This window comes from Puia dinghuensis, from assembly GCF_014642875.1.
Classification (GTDB): Bacteria; Bacteroidota; Bacteroidia; order Chitinophagales; family Chitinophagaceae; genus Puia; species Puia dinghuensis.
On the sequence record NZ_BMJC01000004.1, the window covers coordinates 320,152 to 341,503 of the forward strand.

Genomic DNA, 21,352 nt, shown 5'->3' on the forward strand with positions numbered 1-21,352 from the left:
TGCCCCTGATTTTGTCTACTTTTATTGCATGAAGGTTCGCGGGTTTCTGGTCCTGGCACTGTTGATTCTTTACGGGTCTGCTTTCTCACAAACCCAAAAGGATACCAGTTTTTCGTTGCTTTTCAACACGGGCATGAGTTTTACCCACGCCAGAGATGCTCATATCAATCGCTGGCTGGAAAAATACGGCTACCCACGCATCCCCGACATCCCTTCCAGCTACAATTTCGAGATCGCCGCGATGCCTGCTGCTTCCCGCATGTTGTACGGCGTCCGGCTGTCGACGATCAATTCCGTCAATAACCTCAGCTCCTTCAACTTCCTGGCCGGGGCATATTACGCCGTGGTGAAGAATCGCTCTTTCCTGGTGTTTGCCGGCAGTAGCGTGGGAATGCATCGGGACATTATCATGCTCAACGGTCAGTTACCCGCTGAATACCAGCAGCTGGCCAATCAATACCATTATACTCTTGCACTCCGCAGGACGGGGCTTTGCATTCAACCCGGCGCCAGGATCTACTGGTATCCCATCCGGGTAAGCAACCTGCAGATCGGGGTTACGAGCACGCTGGGGTATGAGATGGATTTTAACTCCCACTGGAGACTAGGCTACTACAGTAACAATCACGGCAAATACGGCCATTTCACAGAGCTGAGAAAACCCACCGATCAGCAGAAGGTGAGCGAACACGGCTTTATTTACAGTGCCGGTCTCAGCTTCCGGTTTAACCTGCATTAATTCCCCGGCCTTCCGACAGCCATCCATTATTTCGCGGTAGTTATTGGACCTGCCGATTTGCTCGTGGCCTCACTGCGACGTCGCACCGACATTCTGCTGTTTCGCCGCCGCGGGCGCCTGGGTTGCAGGCCGCGACGCCAATTCGGAGATGAGTTCGGCTACAAGCGATGTCCATCCGGTCTGGTGACTGGCGCCAAGCCCATGACTGGTGTCGCCATGGAAATATTCGTAAAACAATAAGAGGTGTTCGTTGCCCGGTTTCTGGTAAAACCAGTTGTATTTCCCGTGCAGGGGCCGGCGACCGGTCTTGTCTTTCCTGAACAGGCTGATCACCCGACCCGTCAGTTGATCGGCCACACTCTCCAGATCGAGCTTTTTACCAGAGCCGGCGGGATATTCCACCAGCAGCCGGTCGCCATAAAATTTCCCATACTGCCTAATCGACTGGATGATCAGATAGTTGATCGGTATCCACACCGGTCCCCGCCAATTGGAATTTCCCCCAAAGAAATCCGAGGTCGAGTCGCCCGGGTCATATTTGACATTGTAGTCGGTGCCCCCGATGTTTATCGTATAAGGATGTTTCTCGTGGTACTTCGAGAGTGCGCGGATGCCGCCGGGAGAAAGGAATTCCTCTTCATTCAGGAGCCTTTCAAGCAGATAGATCAGCCTTTTCTGGGGCACCAGCGAAAGCAGGGTCTGCTCGCCGTCACTATGTTCCTCGTTCGGCCAGTACCGGTTGTTCTTTAACCGGTAGTTCTCGAACCAGGTGATGCGCTTCTTGAAATCGCTTAATTTGGCAAGGGTTTTCTTTTCGATGACGGAGACCGCGAAGAGCGTGGTGAGGCCCACGACGGACTGAACCCTCAGCTGCACCGGCGACCGGCCGATGGACAGCGTGTCATAGAAGAACTTGTCCTCTTCATTCCACATCCCCTGTTCGTTGAGCGCTTCGGCGATGAGTACAAAATGCTCGAAGAATTTTGTCGCCGTGTCCTCGAAGGAGTCGTCTTTCATGGCGATCTCGAGGGCCATGTCCATCATGTTGAGGGCATACATTCCCATCCAGCTGGTGCCATCGGCCTGTTCTAATTGAAAGTCTCCGCCCAGGGAGTGGCTGCGGTTGAATACGCCGATATTATCCAGTCCAAGGAAGCCGCCTTCGAACATGTTGTTGCCATTGGCGTCCTTCCGGTTGATCCACCAGGTGAAGTTGATCAACAGTTTCTGGAAGATGCGTTTTAAAAAACCGATGTCCCCTTTGCCGGTGCGATCTTTCTCAATGTGATAGACCATGAGTGCGGCCCAGGCCTGCACAGGCGGGTTTACATCACTGAAATTCCATTCATACGCGGGGATCTGCCCGTCGGGCTTCATATACCATTCGCGCATGATGAGCATCAGCTGGTGTTTGGCGAACACCGGATCGACAAGGGCCATCGCGATGGTCTGGAAAGCAAGATCCCACGCCGCATACCAGGGATATTCCCATTTATCCGGCATGGCGATGATGTCCTGGTTCTTCAGGTGCTTCCAGTCGTGGTTGCGGCCATTCATTTTCCCTGCATTCACGGGCGTAATGCCGTCGCTGGTGGTGAGCCAGCGCTCTACATCGAAATGATAATATTGTTTGCTCCAGAGCAGGCCTGCCAGTGCCTGGCGCTGCACCGCTGCTATTTCGGGCGAAATATTGGCCGGCAGCACTGCCTTGTAGAAAGCATCGGCCTCCGCCTTGCGGCTTTGGAAAAGCGCAGCGGGATCGCCGCCGAAGGGATTCTCGAGGATGCGATTGCTCAGCCGGAGATAGATGCTCTTTGTCTCACCCGGCTCCACCAGGTAGTGATAGACCGGGGCGAACTTGGTGCCGCTTCTTTTCTGGCGCAGCGTCTCGAGATCTTTATTCCTTATCACCGCCTCGTGAAAGGCGTCTTTTACAAAGGGGGTCTTGTTGGGCGTCCCGGATACCTTTTCGAGATTGGTCTCATTCTCGGTAAAGAGCGTATACTGGGGTGGCTGGAAATAGAAATAATAGGCGCCGAGCCGGTTATGGGCTGCTTTTACAGAATTGCGGTCGCGACTGGTGATCACAGGTTTTTTATCCTGGTAATCCTCCGTATTCCAACGGTTGTAGAACCAGAGGGTCGGCAGGACGGTGATCTCCGCCGCCTTATGATATCGGTTACGGATGTCGACGCGGATAAAAATATCCCGGGCGTTCTGCTTGGCATAGGTGATGGAGACATCGAAATATTCATCCTTGTCAAAGATGCCCGTATCCAGGATCTCGTATTCCGGCTCTTCCCGCGAGCGGCGGCGGTTCTCTTCCAGCAGTTTCTTATACGGAAATTCCTGTTGGGGATACTTGTACAGGTATTCCATGTAATAGTGCGTGGGCAGGTTGTCGAGATAGTAATACAGCTCCTTGACGTCCTCTCCGTGGTTGCCTTCCTTATTGCCAAGGCCAAAGAGCCGTTCTTTCAGGATGGGGTCCTTGCCATTCCAAAGCGCCACGGCAAAACAGAGATTTTGAAAGAAGTCCGAAATCCCGCCAAGACCGTCCTCGCCCCAGCGGTATGTTCTGCAATGTGCGTGGTCGTAAGGGAAATAATGCCAGGCATCACCATATGGACTGTAGTCTTCCCTCACCGTACCCCATTGTCGTTCACTCAAATAAGGTCCCCACTGTTCTAAAGGTATTTTTTTAGCAGCGTTAACTGCGAGTCTTTGATGTTCTGCGGTCATGTTGTTTTTGATTGTATACAGACCGGGCTCCAACCGGTCCTGGGCAGGCAAGCAAGCATTAAGAGCATTGTTCGAATTTCGGCAAAAAAAACCGGCTGTCAGTGCATTTATTGTAAATTTGTGCAATTTATTTTATTAATCATTCCATTTTGACTTTTAAAGAATTTGGCCTGGATGAGAGCTTACTCGAGGGCATAGAGGCTTCCGGATATGAAAATGCTACCCCTGTACAGGAACAGGTGATCCCGCTCATCTTACATGGTAAAGATATCATCGCCTCGGCGCAGACAGGGACGGGCAAGACCGCAGCTTTCCTGCTTCCCATTGTCAACCGCCTGCTCGCTTCCCGGCATGACGACACGGTCAATGCGCTCGTCATCGTGCCCACGCGGGAGTTGGCCATCCAGATAGCCCAAAACCTGGAGGGGCTTTCCTATTTTACGAATATCAGCTCTATTGCCGTCTATGGCGGGGGCGATGGCAGCAACTTCTCCACTGAGAAACAAGCACTTTCACAGGGTGCAGACGTGGTCGTCTGTACACCCGGCCGGATGATCGCCCATCTCAATATGGGTTACGTCAAGCTGAAAGGATTGCAATACTTAGTCCTCGACGAAGCCGATCGGATGCTGGACATGGGCTTCTACGATGACATCATGAAGATCATTTCCTTCCTGCCACCTAAGCGGCAAAACCTGCTTTTTTCGGCGACCATGCCGGTAAAGATCCGCGATCTGGCCCGCAAGATCCTTCATGAGCCGGCGGAGATAAACATTGCCATTTCCAAGCCGCCGGCCAAGATCGTACAGGAAGCGTTTGTCGTATACGAGACCCAGAAAATACCGCTCGTGAAATGGTTGCTCAAGTCAACTAATTACAAGAGTACGCTTATCTTTTGTTCGAAGAAGCATAATGTCAAGCAGCTGACGATGGAGTTGAAGCGCAACAAGTTCAACGTCAAGGAAATACATTCCGATCTGGACCAGTCGGCGCGGGAAGAGGTGTTGTTGGAGTTCAGGAGCCGGCGCCTGCCGATCCTGGTGGCGACGGATATTCTGTCCAGGGGCATCGACATCGACAACATCGAAATGGTCATCAACTATGATGTGCCCAACGACGGTGAAGATTATGTCCACCGCATCGGGCGTACGGCGCGGGCCGAGACCGACGGGGTAGCTTTTACTTTTATCAGCGAAAAGGAGCAGAATAAATTCCGGTCGATAGAAGACCTGCTGGGCAGCCCGGTGAAGAAAGCCGCTATTCCGGAGGAGTTCGGACCGGCGCCCGAATACAGCCCTCGCAGTAAGTCCAGGCGTGGGGGTGGGGGAGGCGGTCGGAATCATGGCGGCTCAGGGGGAGGACACCACGGCGGTGCTGGCGGGGGAAATCGCGGCGGAGGTGGTCAGCACCGTGGCGGCGGCAACCGCAGAAGACCCCGACCCTCTGGTTCCAACTCGGGTCCTGGTGCAAACGGCTCCCATGGTTCCCACGACGCAAGTCGCTCCGGCTCTGGTCCGGGTTCTGGCAGCGGCCAACAGCAACATTAGAAAAGTAAGAAGAGCCAGCCCAGTCCCATCCATACCGCGACGATGACGGGTGAAGGCAGTTTTGAATACAGCAACAGGGCCCAGGTGATTCCGATGACCCCGAAGTTGAGGGCGATATCCTTCCAGGAGGCCGACTGAAAGTCTTTCATCATATATAAGGCGGCGGCAATCATGATCCCCACGACGACCGAATTGATACCCTCCAGGGCCCGGTACACCGTCGCATATTTCTTCAGATTATGCCAGATAGGAAAGAAGAAGAGCACCAGTAAGGCGCTTGGCAGGAAGATGCCCGTCGTTCCGATGAAACATCCCAGTATCTGCCAGGCAGTCCCTTTATCCTTCATCGCGACGCCGCCCATATAGGCGGCGATGGAAAAAACAGGACCGGGGATGGCGCGAACCGCCCCCCAACCGGAATAAAAATCCGTCTTATCCACCCGGATGATATTGGGATTGCGATGGATAAGCCGCTGCGACTGGGGCCGGGCCACCCACTGTTCGTACATCATCGGCATCAGGACATTTCCACCTCCAAAGACAAGGCTGCCAAACCGATAGGTATTCTCGAAGAGGTTGAGCGGTCTTCGGTTGGGCCAGTTATTACTTCGCGCCAATTCACTACTGGCCCCGGCAAGGATGAAGATGATAGCAAAGAGCCAGATATTGCCCCATTTTATCTTTTTGGGCAACACTTCTACCTGTGGGATACGCCGGCTGCTGAGATTGGTGACAAAACCACCCAGCACCAGCAAGATCGGGAAGATCCAAGGCCATTTAAACAGGAGGAAGGTCGCGATAGTGCTCACTACCAGGATCACCCGTGTAATGGTATTGTGGATCGACACCTTGAAAGCCTTCTGCGCCGCGAAGGCAAGAAAGCCGATCGTCATAGGTCCGATGAAACGAAAGATGCCGGTCATTTGAACGGGAAAAAAAGAGAACAGCGCCATCAGGCAGCAGGCCGGCAGGGTCCAGATGATGAGGGTAATCATGGCCAGCACTACACCACCCCGTTTGTAGCCGATGAGGGTAAGTGTCTGCGTCGATGAGGCGCCGGGCAGCAGCTGGCAAAAAGCGCTGTAGTCCATCAGTTCTTCTTCGGTGACATCTTTCCGACGATGGACGAACGTCTTCATCATCATTCCAAAATGCCCTTGTGGACCGCCGAAGGCAGTGAGACTATGCAGGAATACCGCTCTGAGAAATGCAATATGACGAAACAGAACTGTCAATAGGAAGATACAGGTATAAGTGACGGGTCACAATATTAAGCAAAACGAACGTATCTTAGGCAACAGAACCGTATGGACATCGAAACACTAAGAGAATATTGCCTGGCGAAGAAGAACGTAGAGGAATCCTTTCCCTTTGGCGAGACCACTCTTGTATTCAAAGTAAAGGGCAAGATGTTTCTGCTAACGAGTCTCGACAGCGCGGTGTTGGAATTCAATGTCAAGTGTGATCCTGAAAAAGCGATCGAATGGCGCGAGCAATATGCGGCGGTGCAGCCCGGTTATCATATGAACAAGAAGCATTGGAATACGGTGACCGCTGACGGGAGTATCCCCAATAGGATCATGCGGGAAATGATCGATGATTCCTACAACCTGGTTGTTGCCTCTCTCCCCAAGAATATGCGCGAATAGGCCTTATCGCCTAAAATAGGCCTAACTATAATATCCATTCCTTTCAATCTCCAGCCGCACGGCTTCCGGAACTAAATAGCGAATAGATATCCCTTCTTTTATACGCTGACGGATATGCGTAGAGGATATTGGCAGAAGGGGAGCAGACAGGATGTGGATATCCTTCGCCCCGGGATAGTTCGGGAGATGCTCATGTTCCGGCCGCTTGTATACATACAGAGAATAGTTTCGAAGCAGCCAATCTGCATTCTTCCACTTGGGCAGGTTTTGGAAACTATCACTACCCATAATAACCGAAAATTCGTGTGTGGGATATTTCTCTTGCAGGTAGGCGAGCGTATCTACCGTGTAGGAAGGCTTTGGTAATTTGAATTCGATGTCCAGGGCCTTTAGCTCTTTTTCTCCTTCGATGGCCAGCTGAACCAGGTAGAGGCGATGATATTCATTGAGGAGGGACGCCGCTGGTTTTAATGGATTCTGTGGAGAGACCACAAACCACACCTGCTGGAGGGAAGTGTTCTGCAAAATGTACATGGCGATGAGCAAATGGCCATGATGAATCGGGTTAAAGGAGCCAAAGTAAAGACCGATCTTCATCTATCTTCTTCCTCCATGAAGATATTCTCTGCTTCATCCAGGCGGAGGCTCAAATTATATCCTGCAACCGTGATCGAGATCGGGTCTCCGAAAGGGGCGATCTGTTCTACTCTGACCCATTCGCCGGGTACACACCCCATTTCCATCAATTTCAGGAAAAGATCGTTTTTTTCAAATGAATGAATTTTGGCGACAGTTCCAGGTTCTAATTCTGATAATCTCTTCATCTTCTTCAATTAGTCGATTATATCTTTGGCTAGTAAAATTATGAATAATCCCATCATTCAATTTAATTTCCTAGAGTCCATTTCTCTTGCGGATAGAAAGCGGCTGAAGCGATTTATTGCCTCCCTCTTTAAAAAGGAGGCGACCGCATTGGCCGAGCTTAACTATATCTTTTGTTCAGATGAATACCTGCTGGAAATCAACCGGCAATTTCTTCATCATGATTACTATACGGATATTATCACTTTCGATCTCTCCGAAGCGGACCATCTAATAAACGCTGAAATATACATTAGTGTTGATAGGGTTAAAGACAATGCAGCGCATTTTGGGGCTTCCGTGAAAAGGGAATTACACCGGGTCATCTTTCATGGGGCGCTGCATCTTTGTGGGTATGGGGACAAAACCGAAAAAGAACAGGCAATTATGCGAAAAATGGAGGAGAAATACCTGGCCGCCTACCTTAACCAATAGTGTTCCACGTGGAAACACAATAAATCCCCCGCCAAAGCTGTTCCACGTGGAACGATCAACGGCCAGAAATAATTGTAATTTTGCGTCATGTTTCCTCAATATGATGTGATTGTCGTTGGCGCTGGCCATGCTGGCTGTGAAGCCGCTGCTGCTGCCGCCAACCTGGGTTCAAAAGTTCTACTGGTAACCATGAACATGCAGACCATTGCCCAGATGAGCTGCAACCCCGCTATGGGGGGTATCGCTAAAGGCCAGATCGTCCGGGAGATAGATGCACTTGGCGGCTATTCCGGCATTGTCACCGATAAAAGCATGATCCAGTTCCGGATGCTTAACCGGAGCAAGGGGCCCGCCATGTGGAGCCCTCGTGCCCAGAATGACCGCATGCTCTTTGCCGCCACCTGGCGGGAAATGCTGGAACAGACTCCCAACGTCGATTTCTACCAGGATATGGTCAATTCCCTCGTCATACAAGACGGTAAGGCTTGCGGGGTAGTCACCGGCCTGGGTCACACCATCCATGCCAAAGCAGTCGTAGTCACCAGCGGTACCTTTCTGAATGGCGTCATCCATATCGGTGAAAAACGCTTCGGGGGTGGGAGAGTAGCAGAAAAAGCCGCCACCGGTATCACAGAACAACTCGTTTCACTTGGATTTGAAAGCGATCGCCTCAAGACAGGAACTCCACCGCGCATCGACGGCCGGAGTCTCGATTACACAAAAATGGAGGAACAGAAAGGGGATGAGGACATCATCGGTTTCTCCTACCTGGATGTACCCAAACCCACCCGGCAAAAAAGCTGCTGGATTACCTATACCAATTCAACCGTTCATGATATTCTGAAGACTGGGTTTGATCGCAGTCCTATGTACACCGGTCGCATCGAAGGGGTGGGCCCCCGGTATTGCCCCAGCATAGAAGACAAGATCAATCGCTTTGCCGAACGCGAACGCCACCAGCTCTTCATCGAACCCGAAGGGTGGAACACCGTCGAGATCTATGTCAATGGTTTCTCCACCTCCCTTCCGGAAGAGGTACAATACGCGGCGCTACGCCAGGTTCCCGGCTTTGAACAAGTGCGCATCTTCCGACCAGGGTACGCCATAGAATACGACTACTTTCCGCCAACCCAGCTTCGCCATTCCCTCGAAACCAAGGCAATCGACAATCTCTTTTTCGCAGGTCAGGTCAACGGAACCACCGGCTATGAAGAAGCCGCCTGCCAGGGATTGATGGCAGGTATCAATGCTCATCAAAAAACAAGACAACTCGAACCGCTGATCTTAAAGCGGAGTGAAGCCTACATCGGCGTCCTTATCGACGATCTCATCAGCAAGGGAACCGAAGAGCCCTATCGCATGTTCACCTCTCGTGCCGAATTCCGAACCCTCCTGCGCCAGGATAATGCCGATCTCCGCCTGACAGAAATGAGCTATCGCCTTGGTCTCGCCAGCCAGGAGCGAATGGAGCGAACTATTCAAAAGAAGAACGGAGTCGATGAAATAAAAAATCTGCTGCAATCTTTCTCGCTCGAACCAGAAGAATCCCTCGACTATCTTGTCACGAAGAATTCGGCTCCTCTCACTCAGAAGCAACGCGCAGGACAGGTGCTGCTTCGTCCGGGTATAGATCTACAGTCTATGAGCAAAGCCATTCCGCGGCTAGGCGAAGAAGTTAAAACCTATTCACCTGATATGCTCGAACAAGCCGAGATCCAGGTGAAATATGATGTCTATATCGAAAAAGAAAAAGACCTGGTGCAGAAAATGGCCCAGCTGGAGGATCTCCTGATCCCCGATAATTTCAATTACGATCGTGTCAGCTCGCTATCCAATGAAGCGCTCCAGAAATTCAAAAAGATAAAACCCCGCACGTTAGGTCAGGCAAGCCGCATCAGCGGGGTCAATCCAAGCGATGTACAGATCCTCATGGTTTTCATGGGAAGATAAACGTATATAAAAAAATTATAATCCGTACTTTGCGCTGATCTCCAGCATCCTTTCAATCGGCTTCCTGGCCGCGACCATCAGCGTCGGGTCCATCAGCAGTTCGGGCTGCTCATACTTCATACACAGATATAGCTTCTCAAGCGTATTAAGCTTCATATGCGGGCAGTCATTACAAGCACAGTTATTGGTCGGTGGCGCCGGGATAAAGGTCTTCTGTGGGGAAGATAATTGCATCTGGTGAAGGATCCCCGTTTCGGTAGCAACGATGTATTCCATCGACGGGTCCTTTTTCGTAAAATTCAGCAGCCCGGTGGTCGAACCAATATAATCTGCCAATCGCAAAATAGGTTCTTCACATTCGGGGTGAGCGATGAGCTTTGCGTTCGGATGCCTGATCTTCAGCTTCGTGATCTTCTCCAGGCTAAATATCTCATGCACCATACAGGCGCCATCCCATAATACCATATCCCGGCCGGTCTTCTTTATCAGATAGGCCCCCAGGTTACGGTCGGGTGCAAAGATGATCTTCTGATCGGCAGGCAGGCTCTCCACTATCTTTTGTGCATTGGACGAGGTACAGATGATATCGCTCAGCGCTTTTACTTCGGCGGAGCAATTAATATAGGAGATCACCAGGTGATCGGGATATCTCTCTTTAAAAGCCTGGAACAGGTGACCAGGTGCAGAGTCGGCCAGTGAACATCCTGCTTTCAGATCGGGCAGCACAACTTTTTTATCCGGGTTGAGGATCTTGGCTGTCTCCGCCATGAAATGAACACCCGCAAAAACGATCATGTCGGCAGTGGTCTTTTCCGCCTGCTGCGCCAGCCCCAGGCTATCCCCAATATAATCCGCCACATCCTGGATATCCGCCTCCTGGTAATAATGCGCCAGGATAATGGCATTCTTTTCTTTCTTCAGCTTTTCGATCTCGAGAAAGAGATCTAATTCCGGCGAAACGTCAATATCCAAAAAACCCTTTGTTGACAATTTTTCTTTGGCAGCTGCTATGTTGATATCAACCATAGTATTTAATAATATTTATTATTTATAAAAATAACTACTACTACTATCATGGTGGATTCGTGGATAATCTTTTTTTTCAACCTGATCGAAATGAAAAGTTACCACTTTATTCACCGGAGTTCACATTAACTTAACATACGACTATCCAGTTTGGATCGAACTCTTCCCTGCTTTTCCACTTCGGTGGATGGAAATAGGGTCAGGAAAACTTATTTCGCTGTTGTCTGTCAGCGGGTGTGGAATAAGTGGTGCATTTTACACAGCAGCCATTGCGCGGGACGATCCAAAAAAAGTTGCGGTCTTTCTACCCCCAGAATCCGGATCGTCATAACCGGGCTTATCCACCGTCTTCCACGGTTATTCATAACTCCTTGTTGATTATAGTTTCACGAAAAAAGTTTCACGATGGGTCGTCTCGCAGGCAAGATCGTCTAAAACGCTGATCAGAAGCCCAATTAACAAGATTTTCCACAATTTGTTCATAACCAATTTTCCCCTATTTTTGCCATCCGCCAAAAAACCGCTGGAAGCGGTTTGACCGACAAAAAGCGGGATTACCCATTTATGTCTATTATTCAGCAAATACGCGAAAAAGCTGCCTGGTTGGTGTTTGGTCTTATTGCCTTAAGCCTTATCGGCTTTCTTTTGATGGATGCTTTTGTGGGCCGGAGCCGGCTTTTTGGAAACAAATCTACTGTCGTCGGGACCGTCGACGGCCAGAAGATCGAGTACAACGACTTTGAAAAAGCTGTTACCAGTTTAGAAGAAAGGTATAAAGCCCAGGGCTTCCAGGTGAACGACGCCGTTTTGCAAAACGTCCGCGACAGGGCCTGGCTGGAAGTCACCGAAGAGACGTTGCTCAACAGAGAATATGAATCCCTGGGCCTTGTGGTTAGCGACAAGGAATTAAATGATATGCTGGTTGGTAATGACGCCATCCCGGATGTAAAACAGGCCTTCACGGACCCTAAAACAGGGATCTTCGATTACCAGACTGCGGCGGCGCAGATCAATCAACTGCGCAACCTGTATAAGACCGGGCCAAAAAATAACCAGGACGCCAGACGTTATGAAATGGCGCGCGAGTTTTTTGAACAACGGGTTCCGGAGGTTGTCAAGTTGCGGCTGAAAGACAAATATCAAGCGCTGCTGGCTAACAGCGCTTATGTACCCAAGTGGATGGTGGAGAAGACGAATGCGGATAACAGTCAGCTGGCCGCTATCTCCTATGTCAATACGCCATATTTTACCGTTGCCGATAGCGCGGTAAAGATCTCCGACGCCGAGATCCAGGATTATATCGACAAACATCCCGATCAATACAAACAGGGGGAAACCCGCAGCATCGCTTATGTGACGTTCAATGCGGGCCCCAGTGCCGCGGACAGTTCGAATATCAAACAGCAATTGACCGATCTTACCAAGGATTTTGCAAAGGCGGACGATATGCCGGTTTTCTTTGGCCGCGTGGGTTCCGACCAACCCTTCTTCGACGGCTATATCGGGAAATCGCAGATCCAGGTGCCTGCTAAGGATTCCATCTTCGCCCTCAAGAAAGGCGAAACCTTCGGTCCCTATCTCGACGGCGGCAACTGGACCGTAGCAAAGCTGATCGATGTAAAGACCCTTCCGGATTCTGTTCGCTCCCGCCATATCCTGATCGCTACCACAAACCCCCGCACGGGAGAGGTGATCAATGAAGATAGTGTTGCAAAGAAGAAGATCGACAGTGTCAAGGCTCTCCTCGAAAATGGCGGCAACTGGGACAGTATCGCGCTCAAAATGTCCGATGACCCCGGCTCCAAAACGAAAGGCGGTGACATCGGTTACCAGACGGGCGCCGCTGGTCTGGCGAAAGAATTTGCTGATTTCATCTTCGATGGCAAAACGGGGGAAAAGAAAATTGTCAAGACGGTGTTCGGCTACCATTATATAGAGATTACCGACCAGAAGAAGTTCGAGCCGGCCTATAAAGTAGCCTATCTCACCAAGAAAATCGACCCCAGTCAGGAAACGGATCAGGCGGCATCCGGTCTTGCCAGCCAGTTCGCCGGAGAAAGCCGGGATGGCAAGGCCTTTGACGAGAGTGTTCAGAAGGAGCACCTGCAAAAATTGTATGCGCCCGATATCACTCCAACGGAATCCACTATTCCCGGATTAGGTTCCAAGCGGGAATTAGTAAAATGGGTCTACGACGCGGAAGTAGGGAATGTCTCCGAGCCATTCTCCGTTGGCGACAAATATGTCGTTGCCCTGCTCACCGAGATCGACAAAGAAGGGACCATGTCCCCTGCCAGGGCCAGAAACCAGATAGAGCCCATTTTGCGCACCAAAAAGAAAGCCGAGCAAATCGTCAAGAAGCTGGGAAGCCCCGCATCGCTCGATGCGGCGTCTACTGCTTCCGGTCAGCCGGTGGAACATGCGGACAGCATCCTGTTCGCTTCGCCCTATATTCCCAGGATGGGGGGCCAGGAACCAAAGGTCGTTGGTGCGTCGTTCGACAAACAATTGGCCGGCAAGCCCATCTCTCCTGCCATCGCGGGTAATGGTGGCGTATTTTTTATCAAAGTGGAGAATGTCAGCGCCACCTCCAATCCCAATGCCGATATCCAACAGCAAAAGATGATGATGGAGCAGCAATTGCGGCAAATGATCCAAAGCAGGTATTCGGACGCGCTGCGGAAAGTAGCGACAATAAAAGATTACCGGGCTAAATTCTTCTAAGAGCCCCGACTTATAGATAAAAGGCCCGCCCGAACAGAGCGGGCTTTTTTTTTGTTGTACCTTTATATCATGCCTGAAGAGATCATCAATAAAGTGGCGCAAAGCGGGCTATATACGCTTGATCTGGAAGATTACTATCCTCGCGAGGAAATTGTTGTCTTCGATCTGAAGCCGATGTTGTTTATGGAGATGATCTTGAAAGAAAAAGAATTCCGGGCCACCCTGCAGGCGATAGACTGGACCCAATACCAGGACAAGATCCTGGCCGTCACCTGTACAGCGGATGCGATCATTCCTTCCTGGGCGTATATGCTGGTGGCGGTGCAGGCGCAGCCGTATGTAAAGGACCTGTACCTGGGTGACAGGGAAACAGCATTGCGCGAAATTTTTTTGGCCAACCTTCGTGCCATCGATATTGCCGAATTTTCCGACAAAAGAGTAGTTGTGAAGGGATGCGGCGATCTGTCCGTCGGTGGATTCGCGTACCTGGAAATAGCCCGCAGGTTGCGGCCCGTTGCCAAGAGCATTCTTTATGGGGAAGCCTGTAGTAATGTGCCTATTTTTAAGAAGAAGTAGGATAAATAAGACATATTTATGGATGTCGAAATTCTGGCCAGGGTCCAATTCGCTTTTACCATCGGTTTCCATTACATCTATCCCCCGCTCAGCATCGGCCTGGGTCTGATGCTCGTCATCCTCGAAGGCCTCTATCTCCGCACCGGCCAACGCATCTATGAAATGGCGGTCCGCTTTTGGATCCGCATTTTTGCCCTCATTTTCGGCATCGGTGTCGCCACCGGAATCATCATGGAATTTGAATTCGGCACCAACTGGGCCACCTATTCGAAATACGTTGGTGACATATTCGGAAGCGCCCTGGCGGCGGAAGGCATTTTCGCCTTTGCCCTCGAATCGGGCTTTTTGGGAATACTCATCTTTGGGTGGAACCGGGTCGGACCTCGTATTCATTTCTTCTCGACGATCATGGTCTTTCTTGGCAGCATGTTCTCCGCCGTCTGGATCGTAGTCGCCAACTCCTGGCAGCAGACACCCGCCGGCTATCACATCGTTGGGGAAGGACTCAACGCCAGGGCAGAGATAACCGATTTCTGGGCCATGGTCTTCAACCCTTCCAGCGTCGATCGCATCCTGCATGTCTGGACGGGTGCGATCCTGGCCGGAGCCTTCCTCGTCCTTAGCGTCAATGCCTGGTACCTCCTGCATCGCAAACACGTCGAGATTGCGCGGCCGACCTTTAAGATCTCCCTTCTCGTCGTCACCGTTTTTTCCCTGCTCCAGCTTTTTATCGGCGACCGCAGCGCGGAAGTAGTCGCCCACTACCAGCCGGCGAAACTGGCGGCCATGGAAGGGCACTTTGACAGTTCGGCCATCGCGGATATGTATATCCTTGGCTATGTCGACAAAAAAGCGGAGAAGACCAACGGGCTAAAGATTCCCGGGGGGCTTTCCTTTCTCACCTATGGAAGTTTCAAAACACCTGTCACCGGCCTTCGCGCCTTCAAGCCGGAAGACCGGCCTTCACAGGTAAACAGTGTTTTTCAATTCTATCATTTAATGGTCGCCTCCGGCGTGGCCATGATCTTTCTGTCCCTGCTTGGGTGCTGGCTGTGGTGGCGGAAAAAGCTGTTCAACTATCGCTGGCTGCTTTGGGTCTATGCCCTAAGCGTATTGCTGCCGCAGATCGCCAACCAGGCCGGATGGTTTACGGCAGAGATGGGTCGCCAGCCCTGGGTCGTCTATGGGATGCTGCGGACATCGGATGCCTTGTCGAGAGCGGTCACCGCCAACCAGATCGTATTTTCTCTCATCCTCTTTACCATCGTCTATATTGTGCTGTTCACCTTATTCCTTTTCCTGCTGAACCGGAAGATCCAGCACGGACCGGTGGATTATGGTACGAAGGAAGAAATAGAAAGCGGCCAGCGGCGGGATAACCCATTATTGGAGCACCATGGCGTCCAGGGCTGACTGTTGGGGGGAGGCGTAAAAAAATAGCACTATGCATCATTTCTTAGGTCTCGACTACAACGTTTGGTGGTTCCTCGTATTCGGCGCCGTCATCAGCGGCTATGCCATCCTCGACGGATTCGACCTGGGGGCGGGGTCCCTTCACCTCTTTCTTAAGAAAGAGTCAAGCCGCCGGATAGCCATGAACGCCATCGGGCCCATCTGGGATGGAAATGAAGTGTGGCTGGTGATCGGCGGCGGCGCCTTATTCGCCGGGTTCCCTGTTGCCTATGCTGCCATCTTCTCCGCCTTCTATGTCCCCTTTATGATCTTTCTTGTCGGCCTCATCTTTCGCGCCGTCTCCATCGAATTCCGCAGCAAGGAACCCTGGCTCTGGTGGCGGAAAGCCTGGGATATCGTTTATTGCGTAGCCTCCATCGTCATTTCACTTTCGCTGGGATTGATGCTGGGCAATGTAGTGGAGGGGCTTCCGCTCAACGGCAACAAAGAATTTTCCGGCGACCTGCTTTCCTTTTTCAATCCCTTTGCGGTGATGGTTGCTATCACCACCCTTGCTTTGTTTATGATGCATGGCGCCATATTTCTTACCATGAAAACCGAGAACCGGCTTTTTGTCAAGCTGCACGTCCTGGCCAATAATTTCATCGTCTTCTTCGTAGTCAGTTTTACCATCACGACGGTGTATACCTTACTCTATATCCCGCATCTAGGCGATTTTTTCAGAAGCCGGCCGCAATATTTTGCGATACCTCTGCTGATGATCCTGGCCATCGCCAATATTCCCAGGCAGGTGAAAGTAGGCAAATACCGGTTTGCCTTTATCTCCAGCACTATTACGATATCATTGTTGCTGATCATGGTGGCGCTCGAAGTGTTTCCCTACCTGTTGTATTCCCCGCAGCACCCGGAAAACAGCATCACCATCTATAATGCGGCTTCTTCAATCCGGACGATGAAGATCCTGCTGGTGATGGCGTTGGTAGGCACGCCGCTTGTAGGTATTTACACGTCCTTTGTTTTCTGGACTTTTAAAGGGAAGGTAAAGCTGGATGAAATGAGCTATTAAAGCAGCGTTCCTTGCATAATGACAAAGGCCACCGTGAAGTAAATGACGAGTCCGGTGACATCCACCAGGGTGGCGACAAATGGTGCGGAGGACGCGGCGGGGTCCGCTCCCAGTCTTTTTAGAATAAGTGGCAGCATGCTCCCCGACACGGTGCCCCACATAACCACACCGATCAATGCAAAGAAGACGGTAGTCGCCACTTTCATCCAATGGATGCCGTAGTTATACAAGTGAAATTGCTGCCAGAGCGAGACGCGGAGAAAACCGACGATGCCAAGTATCGTGCCGAGCACCAGGCCGGAAAGCAGCTCTCTACGGATGACCCGCCACCAGTCACGGAAGCCAATCTCCCCTAATGCCATAGCGCGAATGATGATCGAAGAAGCCTGACTGCCCGAGTTACCGCCGCTGGAGATGATGAGGGGGATGAAAAGGGCCAGCACAACAGCTTTGCTGATCTCATCCTCGAAATGACCCATGGCGGTGGCAGTGAGCATTTCACCGAGGAAGAGGATGATCAGCCAGCCGGCGCGTTTGCGGATCAGGTTGGCAAAAGAGATGGTCGTATAAGGTTCGTCCAGGGCTTCGGAACCACCGATCTTCTGGATCTCCCGGGTGCCTTCCGATTCCGCGAGTCGCAGTACGTCATCGAGAGTGACGATGCCCAACAGCACCCCGTTGTCATCGATCACCGGCAGGGCATACCGGCTGTTATTCTGGAACATCTGTATAGCCGCCTTCTGCGCGTCGTTCACATTCAGCGCGATGAACTGATAGTCCATGATGGCGGCGACTAGTGTTCCCGGATCTACGATGAGGAAATCTTTGATGTTGATATCGTCGATGAGCACACCTCTGTCATCGATGACAAAAAGCCAATTGAGTGTTTCCGTCGCCTGTCCCCGCTTCCGGATGAAGGAGAGCACATCCTGGCAGGTTTCATCCATCTTTATGGAGACATAGTCAGGGGTCATCAGGCGGCCGACGGAGCCTTCCGGATACCCCAGCAATTCCAGGGCCTCGGCGCGATTCTCCGGGGTCAGGACTTTCAACAGCTCTTTTACGTGACTGCCCGGCAATTCTTCCAGGAAGGCGGTGCGGTCGTCGGGTTGCATGGCATTCAGCAGTTCGGCCGCCTTTTCCTCCGGCAGGGAGTTGATGATCTGTTCCTGCTTTTTCCGGCGGAGGAATTTGAAAGCGCGCACCGTCTTTTTCGGGTCGAGGTGCTGGAACAGCTTCACCGCGCTCTGGGTATTGCGATTGGCGAATTGGGCAATGTCGCGGGGGGTCAGCTTGTTGAGTTTAACAAAATCCGTGATCTTGTTGTGCTGAAGGAGGTTCTTGATTTCTTTGAAACTGAGCATAGGCCAAAAATAATGAACCCGATGCGCTTTGTGGAAGAGAGGGATATATTATTTTACTGTTATACTTATGCGTCTGGTGCTTGCTAAGGCGAAAGAATCCCATCGACGTGATGGAGGATCAGGCCGGAGCCCCCCACCTGGTCACCGCTGAGCCAGTGCACGGGTGTCGAATTGCCAGTGCCGGCAAACTGAAGGACCCCGCCCGCTACGGCAACGGTGATGCTGCCACCGGTGAGGGTTGTCACTTTGGAGGGGAAGGTGGTGCTGAACCAGGTGCCTTTCACCACCTGGTTTTGCGCTATCGGCAGCAAGCTGTCGACATTGACGGTGTCGATGCGGAGGCTATCGTAACCCGCCGCCAGCAGCGCATGATTGACGGGCGCCAGTACGGTAAACGATCCCGTTTGTAAAAGCGAATCGTAGAGATTTGTCCGGGCCATTATCCGGGCAAAAAGCTTGATGGAGCTATCCGTTTGTAACAATTCCGTAAGCGAGTCCGCACCGGGGGGTACCACCGAATTCAGCCAGTAAACCGAAGCTTTACCGACGGCGGTCGGCTTGTTGGCTGCCGTGGCCGAGCCATTCAACAGCAGGTTGCCTGCATTGTCCTTGCCGATATAAACGGGGATCCCCAGCAGCGTCGTGTTGGGCGTATAGCCGGCGCTGTCGGTGTTGACGGCGGCGGGGAGGTATTGATAGCGGACGATGCGGTCGGCAAGGGTCGAGCTCATCGAGTCGATGATAAGCTCCGGATACCCATCCTGTCTCAGAACGGCATTCCGGGGGATGAACAGGGTCACCGCCTCGTCGTTTAGCAAGGCGACGTCATTGGCCCGGAGGATCATCCGATGGAACAGGGTCAAGGTGGTGTCCGTATTAATCAGGGTCTGCAGGGGCGTCACCTGGATCTTTGCCGCAGGCGTCTTTTTACAGGCCAGCAAACCGATGAGCAAAAGGCTTAGCAGGCCAGATACCAAATTTAACAAGCGTCTCTCCATCAGATGGAATTTTAGAGCTTCTCGTACAACGCTCTTAGCCGGTCGCGGGTCATGATCTTTTCCCAGTCCTTCCCCAGCGCATTTTCCCACAACGGCTTCATCACCAAAGAAACGTCGATCATGGTATTGAATTGTTCATCGGTGAGCCCTTTTGTAATATGCTGGGGGATATCGATCTTATTCTTTTCCACCATTTTCTTGAATTCCCGGACTCCTTCGGGGTAGAATTCCTCCAGTTTGTCAAAAACGATGCAATTACCGATGCCGTGTTTGGTCCCCAGCAGATAGGCCAGGCCATAGCTTACCGCATGCGCCACCCCCACCTGGGAATAGGCAATGCTCATCCCCCCGGCATAGGAAGCCATCATGAGCTTGTCATCGCTATCCGCATCCCAGCCCTGTTTTTTCACATAGACTTCCTGGCACAGCTGGAGCGCTTTTTCGCCGTAGGATTTGCTGAACTCGTTGAGATACGTCCCCTCGAGGCTTTCGATGCAGTGGATATAGCAGTCCATCCCGGTATAGAAGCGCTGGTTGACGGGGGCGTCAGCCGTAAGTTCGGGGTCCAGGACGATCTGGTCGAAGGGGGTAAAATCAGAGTTCATGCCCAATTTCTTGGTAGGCCCGGTGAGTACGGTCGTCCGCGATACTTCCGCTCCCGTGCCGCTAAGCGTCGGGATGCCAACTTTGTAGACGCCGGGAAGCTTCACGAGATCCCACCCCTGGTAATCGGCGGAAGAGCCGGGGTTGGTCATCATGAGGGAGACGGCCTTGGCGAGGTCCATGGTCGATCCGCCACCGATGCCGATGATACCGCTGACGGTACCGAACTCCTGTTTTAATTCCGTGGCCAGCCGATCGACATAAGAAGTCTTTGGTTCGTAGCTGACGTCTGCAAAAATGACCTTGTCTTTTCCGCGGAGGGGGATGCGGCGGGCAAGGGGTCTATTCTCAAAATAGTGGTCCAACAAGAAGATCATAGGGGCGTCGCCTTTTCGGTGCGGAGCCAGGAGCTCATCCAATTGATTAAAACAACCGCGGCCATACACGACATAGCCCACCATCTTGAAATTCCTAAAGGTCATAAAAATATCAGATTTGAGCCGCGAAGTTAAGGGATTGTTACCAAAGGAGGTGCTTTGCAGAGGCCCGGCCAGGAAACGCCGGAGGTGTTTTGGCCGAAGGCCCGTCCCGGGCTACGACCTATACACCGGAGTCAAATCCGCCACAAGCGCAGCGGCTCCGAAGACACCCGCACTATCTCCCATTGAGGGTTTTAGCAAGGGAACCTCCACTCCATTGTTGAAGATGAATTTTCCGAGCGCTTCCAGGCCCGTGGAATACAGATCGTCGATATTTCCCACGCCGCCGCCGACGACAATAACATCGGGGTCGAGCAGGTTGGTGATGACGGAGACGCCTTTACCGAAGAAATGACAGAGCCGCTCGATAGTCTTTGTCGCTGCTGCGTCGCTGCGTTCCCGATGCCGGGTAACGATCTCTTTTAATTTCAGGGTCTGGCCGGTGAGACTTTTATAGTAGCGTTCGGTCGCGGGACCGGAAATGACGGTTTCTACACAGCCGGTCTTGCCGCAATAGCAGGGGCCGCCGGATTCATCCAGGAAGTTGTGCCCCCATTCGCCGCCGATTCCATGGCGGCCGTTCCAGATCTTGCCATCCATAACGATGCCGCCGCCGACACCCGTGCCCATGATGATGCCAAAGACAAGCCGGGCTTCGGGGGCAGACTGGCGGACGATACCCCATTGGGTTTCCGCCAGGGCGAAGCAGTTGGCGTCGTTGGCTAGCTCTATCTTCAATTGCATGGCTTGCTCCAGATCATTTTGCAAAGGCTTTCCGTTGAGGACAACCGTATTGCTGTTCTTCATCGTGCGTAAGGTCGGGTCGAGAACACCCGGTGTGCCGATGCCGACAGCGAAAGGCTTTAACCCCGACTGACTTTCCATGTCGGCGATGAGCCGGGCTATCTGGCTGATGATATGTTCATATCCTTTCGACGCTTCCGTATCTATGCGTGTCCGGACGATGGGCGTAGGATCGGTGATGGATCTCAATATCACTCCTTCGATCTTTGTTCCACCAAGGTCAATTCCCCATATTGGTTGATTCATGATGCAGATAGTTCTTTCCCGGAAATAGCTCCGCGGCTAATTTAATACTTAACCGTTTTAGCAATTGGATAATTTTTTTTTGCAAAGTGCGGCCCGCTTTTTTTGCAGAGTGCGCAGCTCCGAGGTGCAC

Annotated in this window: 18 protein-coding genes; 9 read left to right on the plus strand and 9 right to left on the minus strand. The window is 51.8% G+C overall.

Annotation, left to right across the window (positions count from 1 at the left end):
- Nucleotides 1-28 precede the first annotated feature (28 nt).
- The gene (locus IEY39_RS19200) at nt 29-739 is read left to right on the plus strand and encodes a hypothetical protein (RefSeq protein ID WP_188934595.1); all 711 of its coding nucleotides are present in this window, start codon (nt 29-31) and stop codon (nt 737-739) included.
- A gap of 69 nt (nt 740-808) precedes the next feature.
- On the opposite strand, the gene IEY39_RS19205 is transcribed toward IEY39_RS19200, so the two are convergent.
- Complete coding sequence (locus IEY39_RS19205; RefSeq protein WP_308423241.1) at nt 809-3,409, minus strand: MGH1-like glycoside hydrolase domain-containing protein; 2,601 nt, start codon at nt 3,407-3,409, stop codon at nt 809-811.
- Nucleotides 3,410-3,630: 221 nt separating this feature from the next.
- Here IEY39_RS19205 and IEY39_RS19210 point away from each other — a divergent pair, with 221 nt between their 5' ends.
- A complete protein-coding gene (locus tag IEY39_RS19210; RefSeq protein WP_188934599.1) occupies nt 3,631-5,028 on the plus strand; it encodes a DEAD/DEAH box helicase in 1,398 nt (465 codons plus the stop codon).
- Here the strand turns inward: IEY39_RS19210 and IEY39_RS19215 are convergent.
- Nucleotides 5,025-6,263, minus strand: a complete 1,239-nt coding sequence (locus IEY39_RS19215) for a chromate transporter (RefSeq protein ID WP_229688988.1) — start codon at nt 6,261-6,263, stop codon at nt 5,025-5,027. The two genes, IEY39_RS19210 and IEY39_RS19215, sit on opposite strands and share 4 nt — an antisense overlap.
- 72 nt (nt 6,264-6,335) lie before the next feature.
- On the opposite strand from IEY39_RS19215, the gene IEY39_RS19220 reads away from it, so the two are divergent.
- Complete coding sequence (locus tag IEY39_RS19220) at nt 6,336-6,677, plus strand: MmcQ/YjbR family DNA-binding protein (protein ID WP_188934601.1); 342 nt, start codon at nt 6,336-6,338, stop codon at nt 6,675-6,677.
- A gap of 21 nt (nt 6,678-6,698) precedes the next feature.
- Here IEY39_RS19220 and nadD read toward each other — a convergent pair whose 3' ends face one another.
- Both nadD and IEY39_RS19230 read right to left on the minus strand, forming a co-directional pair.
- Nucleotides 6,699-7,274 (minus strand): nicotinate (nicotinamide) nucleotide adenylyltransferase, encoded by a 576-nt coding sequence (gene nadD / locus IEY39_RS19225; RefSeq protein WP_188934603.1) that lies wholly within the window; start codon nt 7,272-7,274, stop codon nt 6,699-6,701.
- A complete protein-coding gene (locus tag IEY39_RS19230) occupies nt 7,271-7,501 on the minus strand; it encodes a FeoA family protein (RefSeq protein WP_188934605.1) in 231 nt (76 codons plus the stop codon). Before IEY39_RS19230 ends, nadD begins: the two co-directional genes overlap by 4 nt.
- Nucleotides 7,502-7,541: 40 nt before the next feature.
- Between IEY39_RS19230 and ybeY the strand changes: the two genes are divergently transcribed.
- Both ybeY and mnmG read left to right on the plus strand, forming a co-directional pair.
- The gene (gene ybeY / locus IEY39_RS19235) at nt 7,542-7,973 is read left to right on the plus strand and encodes an rRNA maturation RNase YbeY (protein WP_188934607.1); all 432 of its coding nucleotides are present in this window, start codon (nt 7,542-7,544) and stop codon (nt 7,971-7,973) included.
- An 87-nt stretch (nt 7,974-8,060) separates the two neighbouring features.
- Complete coding sequence (gene mnmG, locus IEY39_RS19240) at nt 8,061-9,923, plus strand: tRNA uridine-5-carboxymethylaminomethyl(34) synthesis enzyme MnmG (protein WP_188934609.1); 1,863 nt, start codon at nt 8,061-8,063, stop codon at nt 9,921-9,923.
- A 15-nt stretch (nt 9,924-9,938) separates the two neighbouring features.
- Here the strand turns inward: mnmG and nadA are convergent, their stop codons facing one another.
- On the minus strand, nt 9,939-10,949 hold the full coding sequence (gene nadA, locus IEY39_RS19245) for a quinolinate synthase NadA (protein WP_188934610.1): 1,011 nt from the start codon (nt 10,947-10,949) through the stop codon (nt 9,939-9,941).
- Between the two features lie 564 nt (nt 10,950-11,513).
- On the opposite strand from nadA, the gene IEY39_RS19250 reads away from it, so the two are divergent.
- The 4 genes from IEY39_RS19250 (at nt 11,514) to cydB (ending at nt 16,728) form a co-directional block, all read left to right on the plus strand.
- Nucleotides 11,514-13,673: a SurA N-terminal domain-containing protein gene (locus IEY39_RS19250; RefSeq protein ID WP_188934612.1), complete on the plus strand. Its 2,160-nt coding sequence runs from the start codon at nt 11,514-11,516 to the stop codon at nt 13,671-13,673.
- Nucleotides 13,674-13,742: 69 nt separating this feature from the next.
- Nucleotides 13,743-14,249 carry a DUF2480 family protein gene (locus tag IEY39_RS19255; protein ID WP_188934614.1) on the plus strand — a complete coding sequence of 169 codons (507 nt, stop codon included), beginning with the start codon at nt 13,743-13,745 and terminating at the stop codon, nt 14,247-14,249.
- 18 nt (nt 14,250-14,267) lie between these two features.
- Nucleotides 14,268-15,662 carry a cytochrome ubiquinol oxidase subunit I gene (locus IEY39_RS19260; RefSeq protein WP_188934616.1) on the plus strand — a complete coding sequence of 465 codons (1,395 nt, stop codon included), beginning with the start codon at nt 14,268-14,270 and terminating at the stop codon, nt 15,660-15,662.
- Nucleotides 15,663-15,693: 31 nt separating this feature from the next.
- A complete protein-coding gene (gene cydB, locus IEY39_RS19265; RefSeq protein WP_188934618.1) occupies nt 15,694-16,728 on the plus strand; it encodes a cytochrome d ubiquinol oxidase subunit II in 1,035 nt (344 codons plus the stop codon).
- Here the strand turns inward: cydB and mgtE are convergent.
- The 4 genes from mgtE to IEY39_RS19285 form a co-directional block, all read right to left on the minus strand.
- On the minus strand, nt 16,725-18,092 hold the full coding sequence (mgtE, locus tag IEY39_RS19270) for a magnesium transporter (RefSeq protein WP_188934620.1): 1,368 nt from the start codon (nt 18,090-18,092) through the stop codon (nt 16,725-16,727). The two genes, cydB and mgtE, sit on opposite strands and share 4 nt — an antisense overlap.
- 83 nt (nt 18,093-18,175) lie before the next feature.
- Nucleotides 18,176-19,090 (minus strand): fasciclin domain-containing protein, encoded by a 915-nt coding sequence (locus tag IEY39_RS19275; RefSeq protein ID WP_188934622.1) that lies wholly within the window; start codon nt 19,088-19,090, stop codon nt 18,176-18,178.
- Nucleotides 19,091-19,101: 11 nt separating this feature from the next.
- Complete coding sequence (locus IEY39_RS19280) at nt 19,102-20,175, minus strand: iron-containing alcohol dehydrogenase family protein (RefSeq protein WP_188934624.1); 1,074 nt, start codon at nt 20,173-20,175, stop codon at nt 19,102-19,104.
- Nucleotides 20,176-20,286: 111 nt separating this feature from the next.
- Nucleotides 20,287-21,222: an ROK family protein gene (locus tag IEY39_RS19285; RefSeq protein ID WP_188934626.1), complete on the minus strand. Its 936-nt coding sequence runs from the start codon at nt 21,220-21,222 to the stop codon at nt 20,287-20,289.
- Between the last annotated feature and the right edge of the window lie 130 nt (nt 21,223-21,352).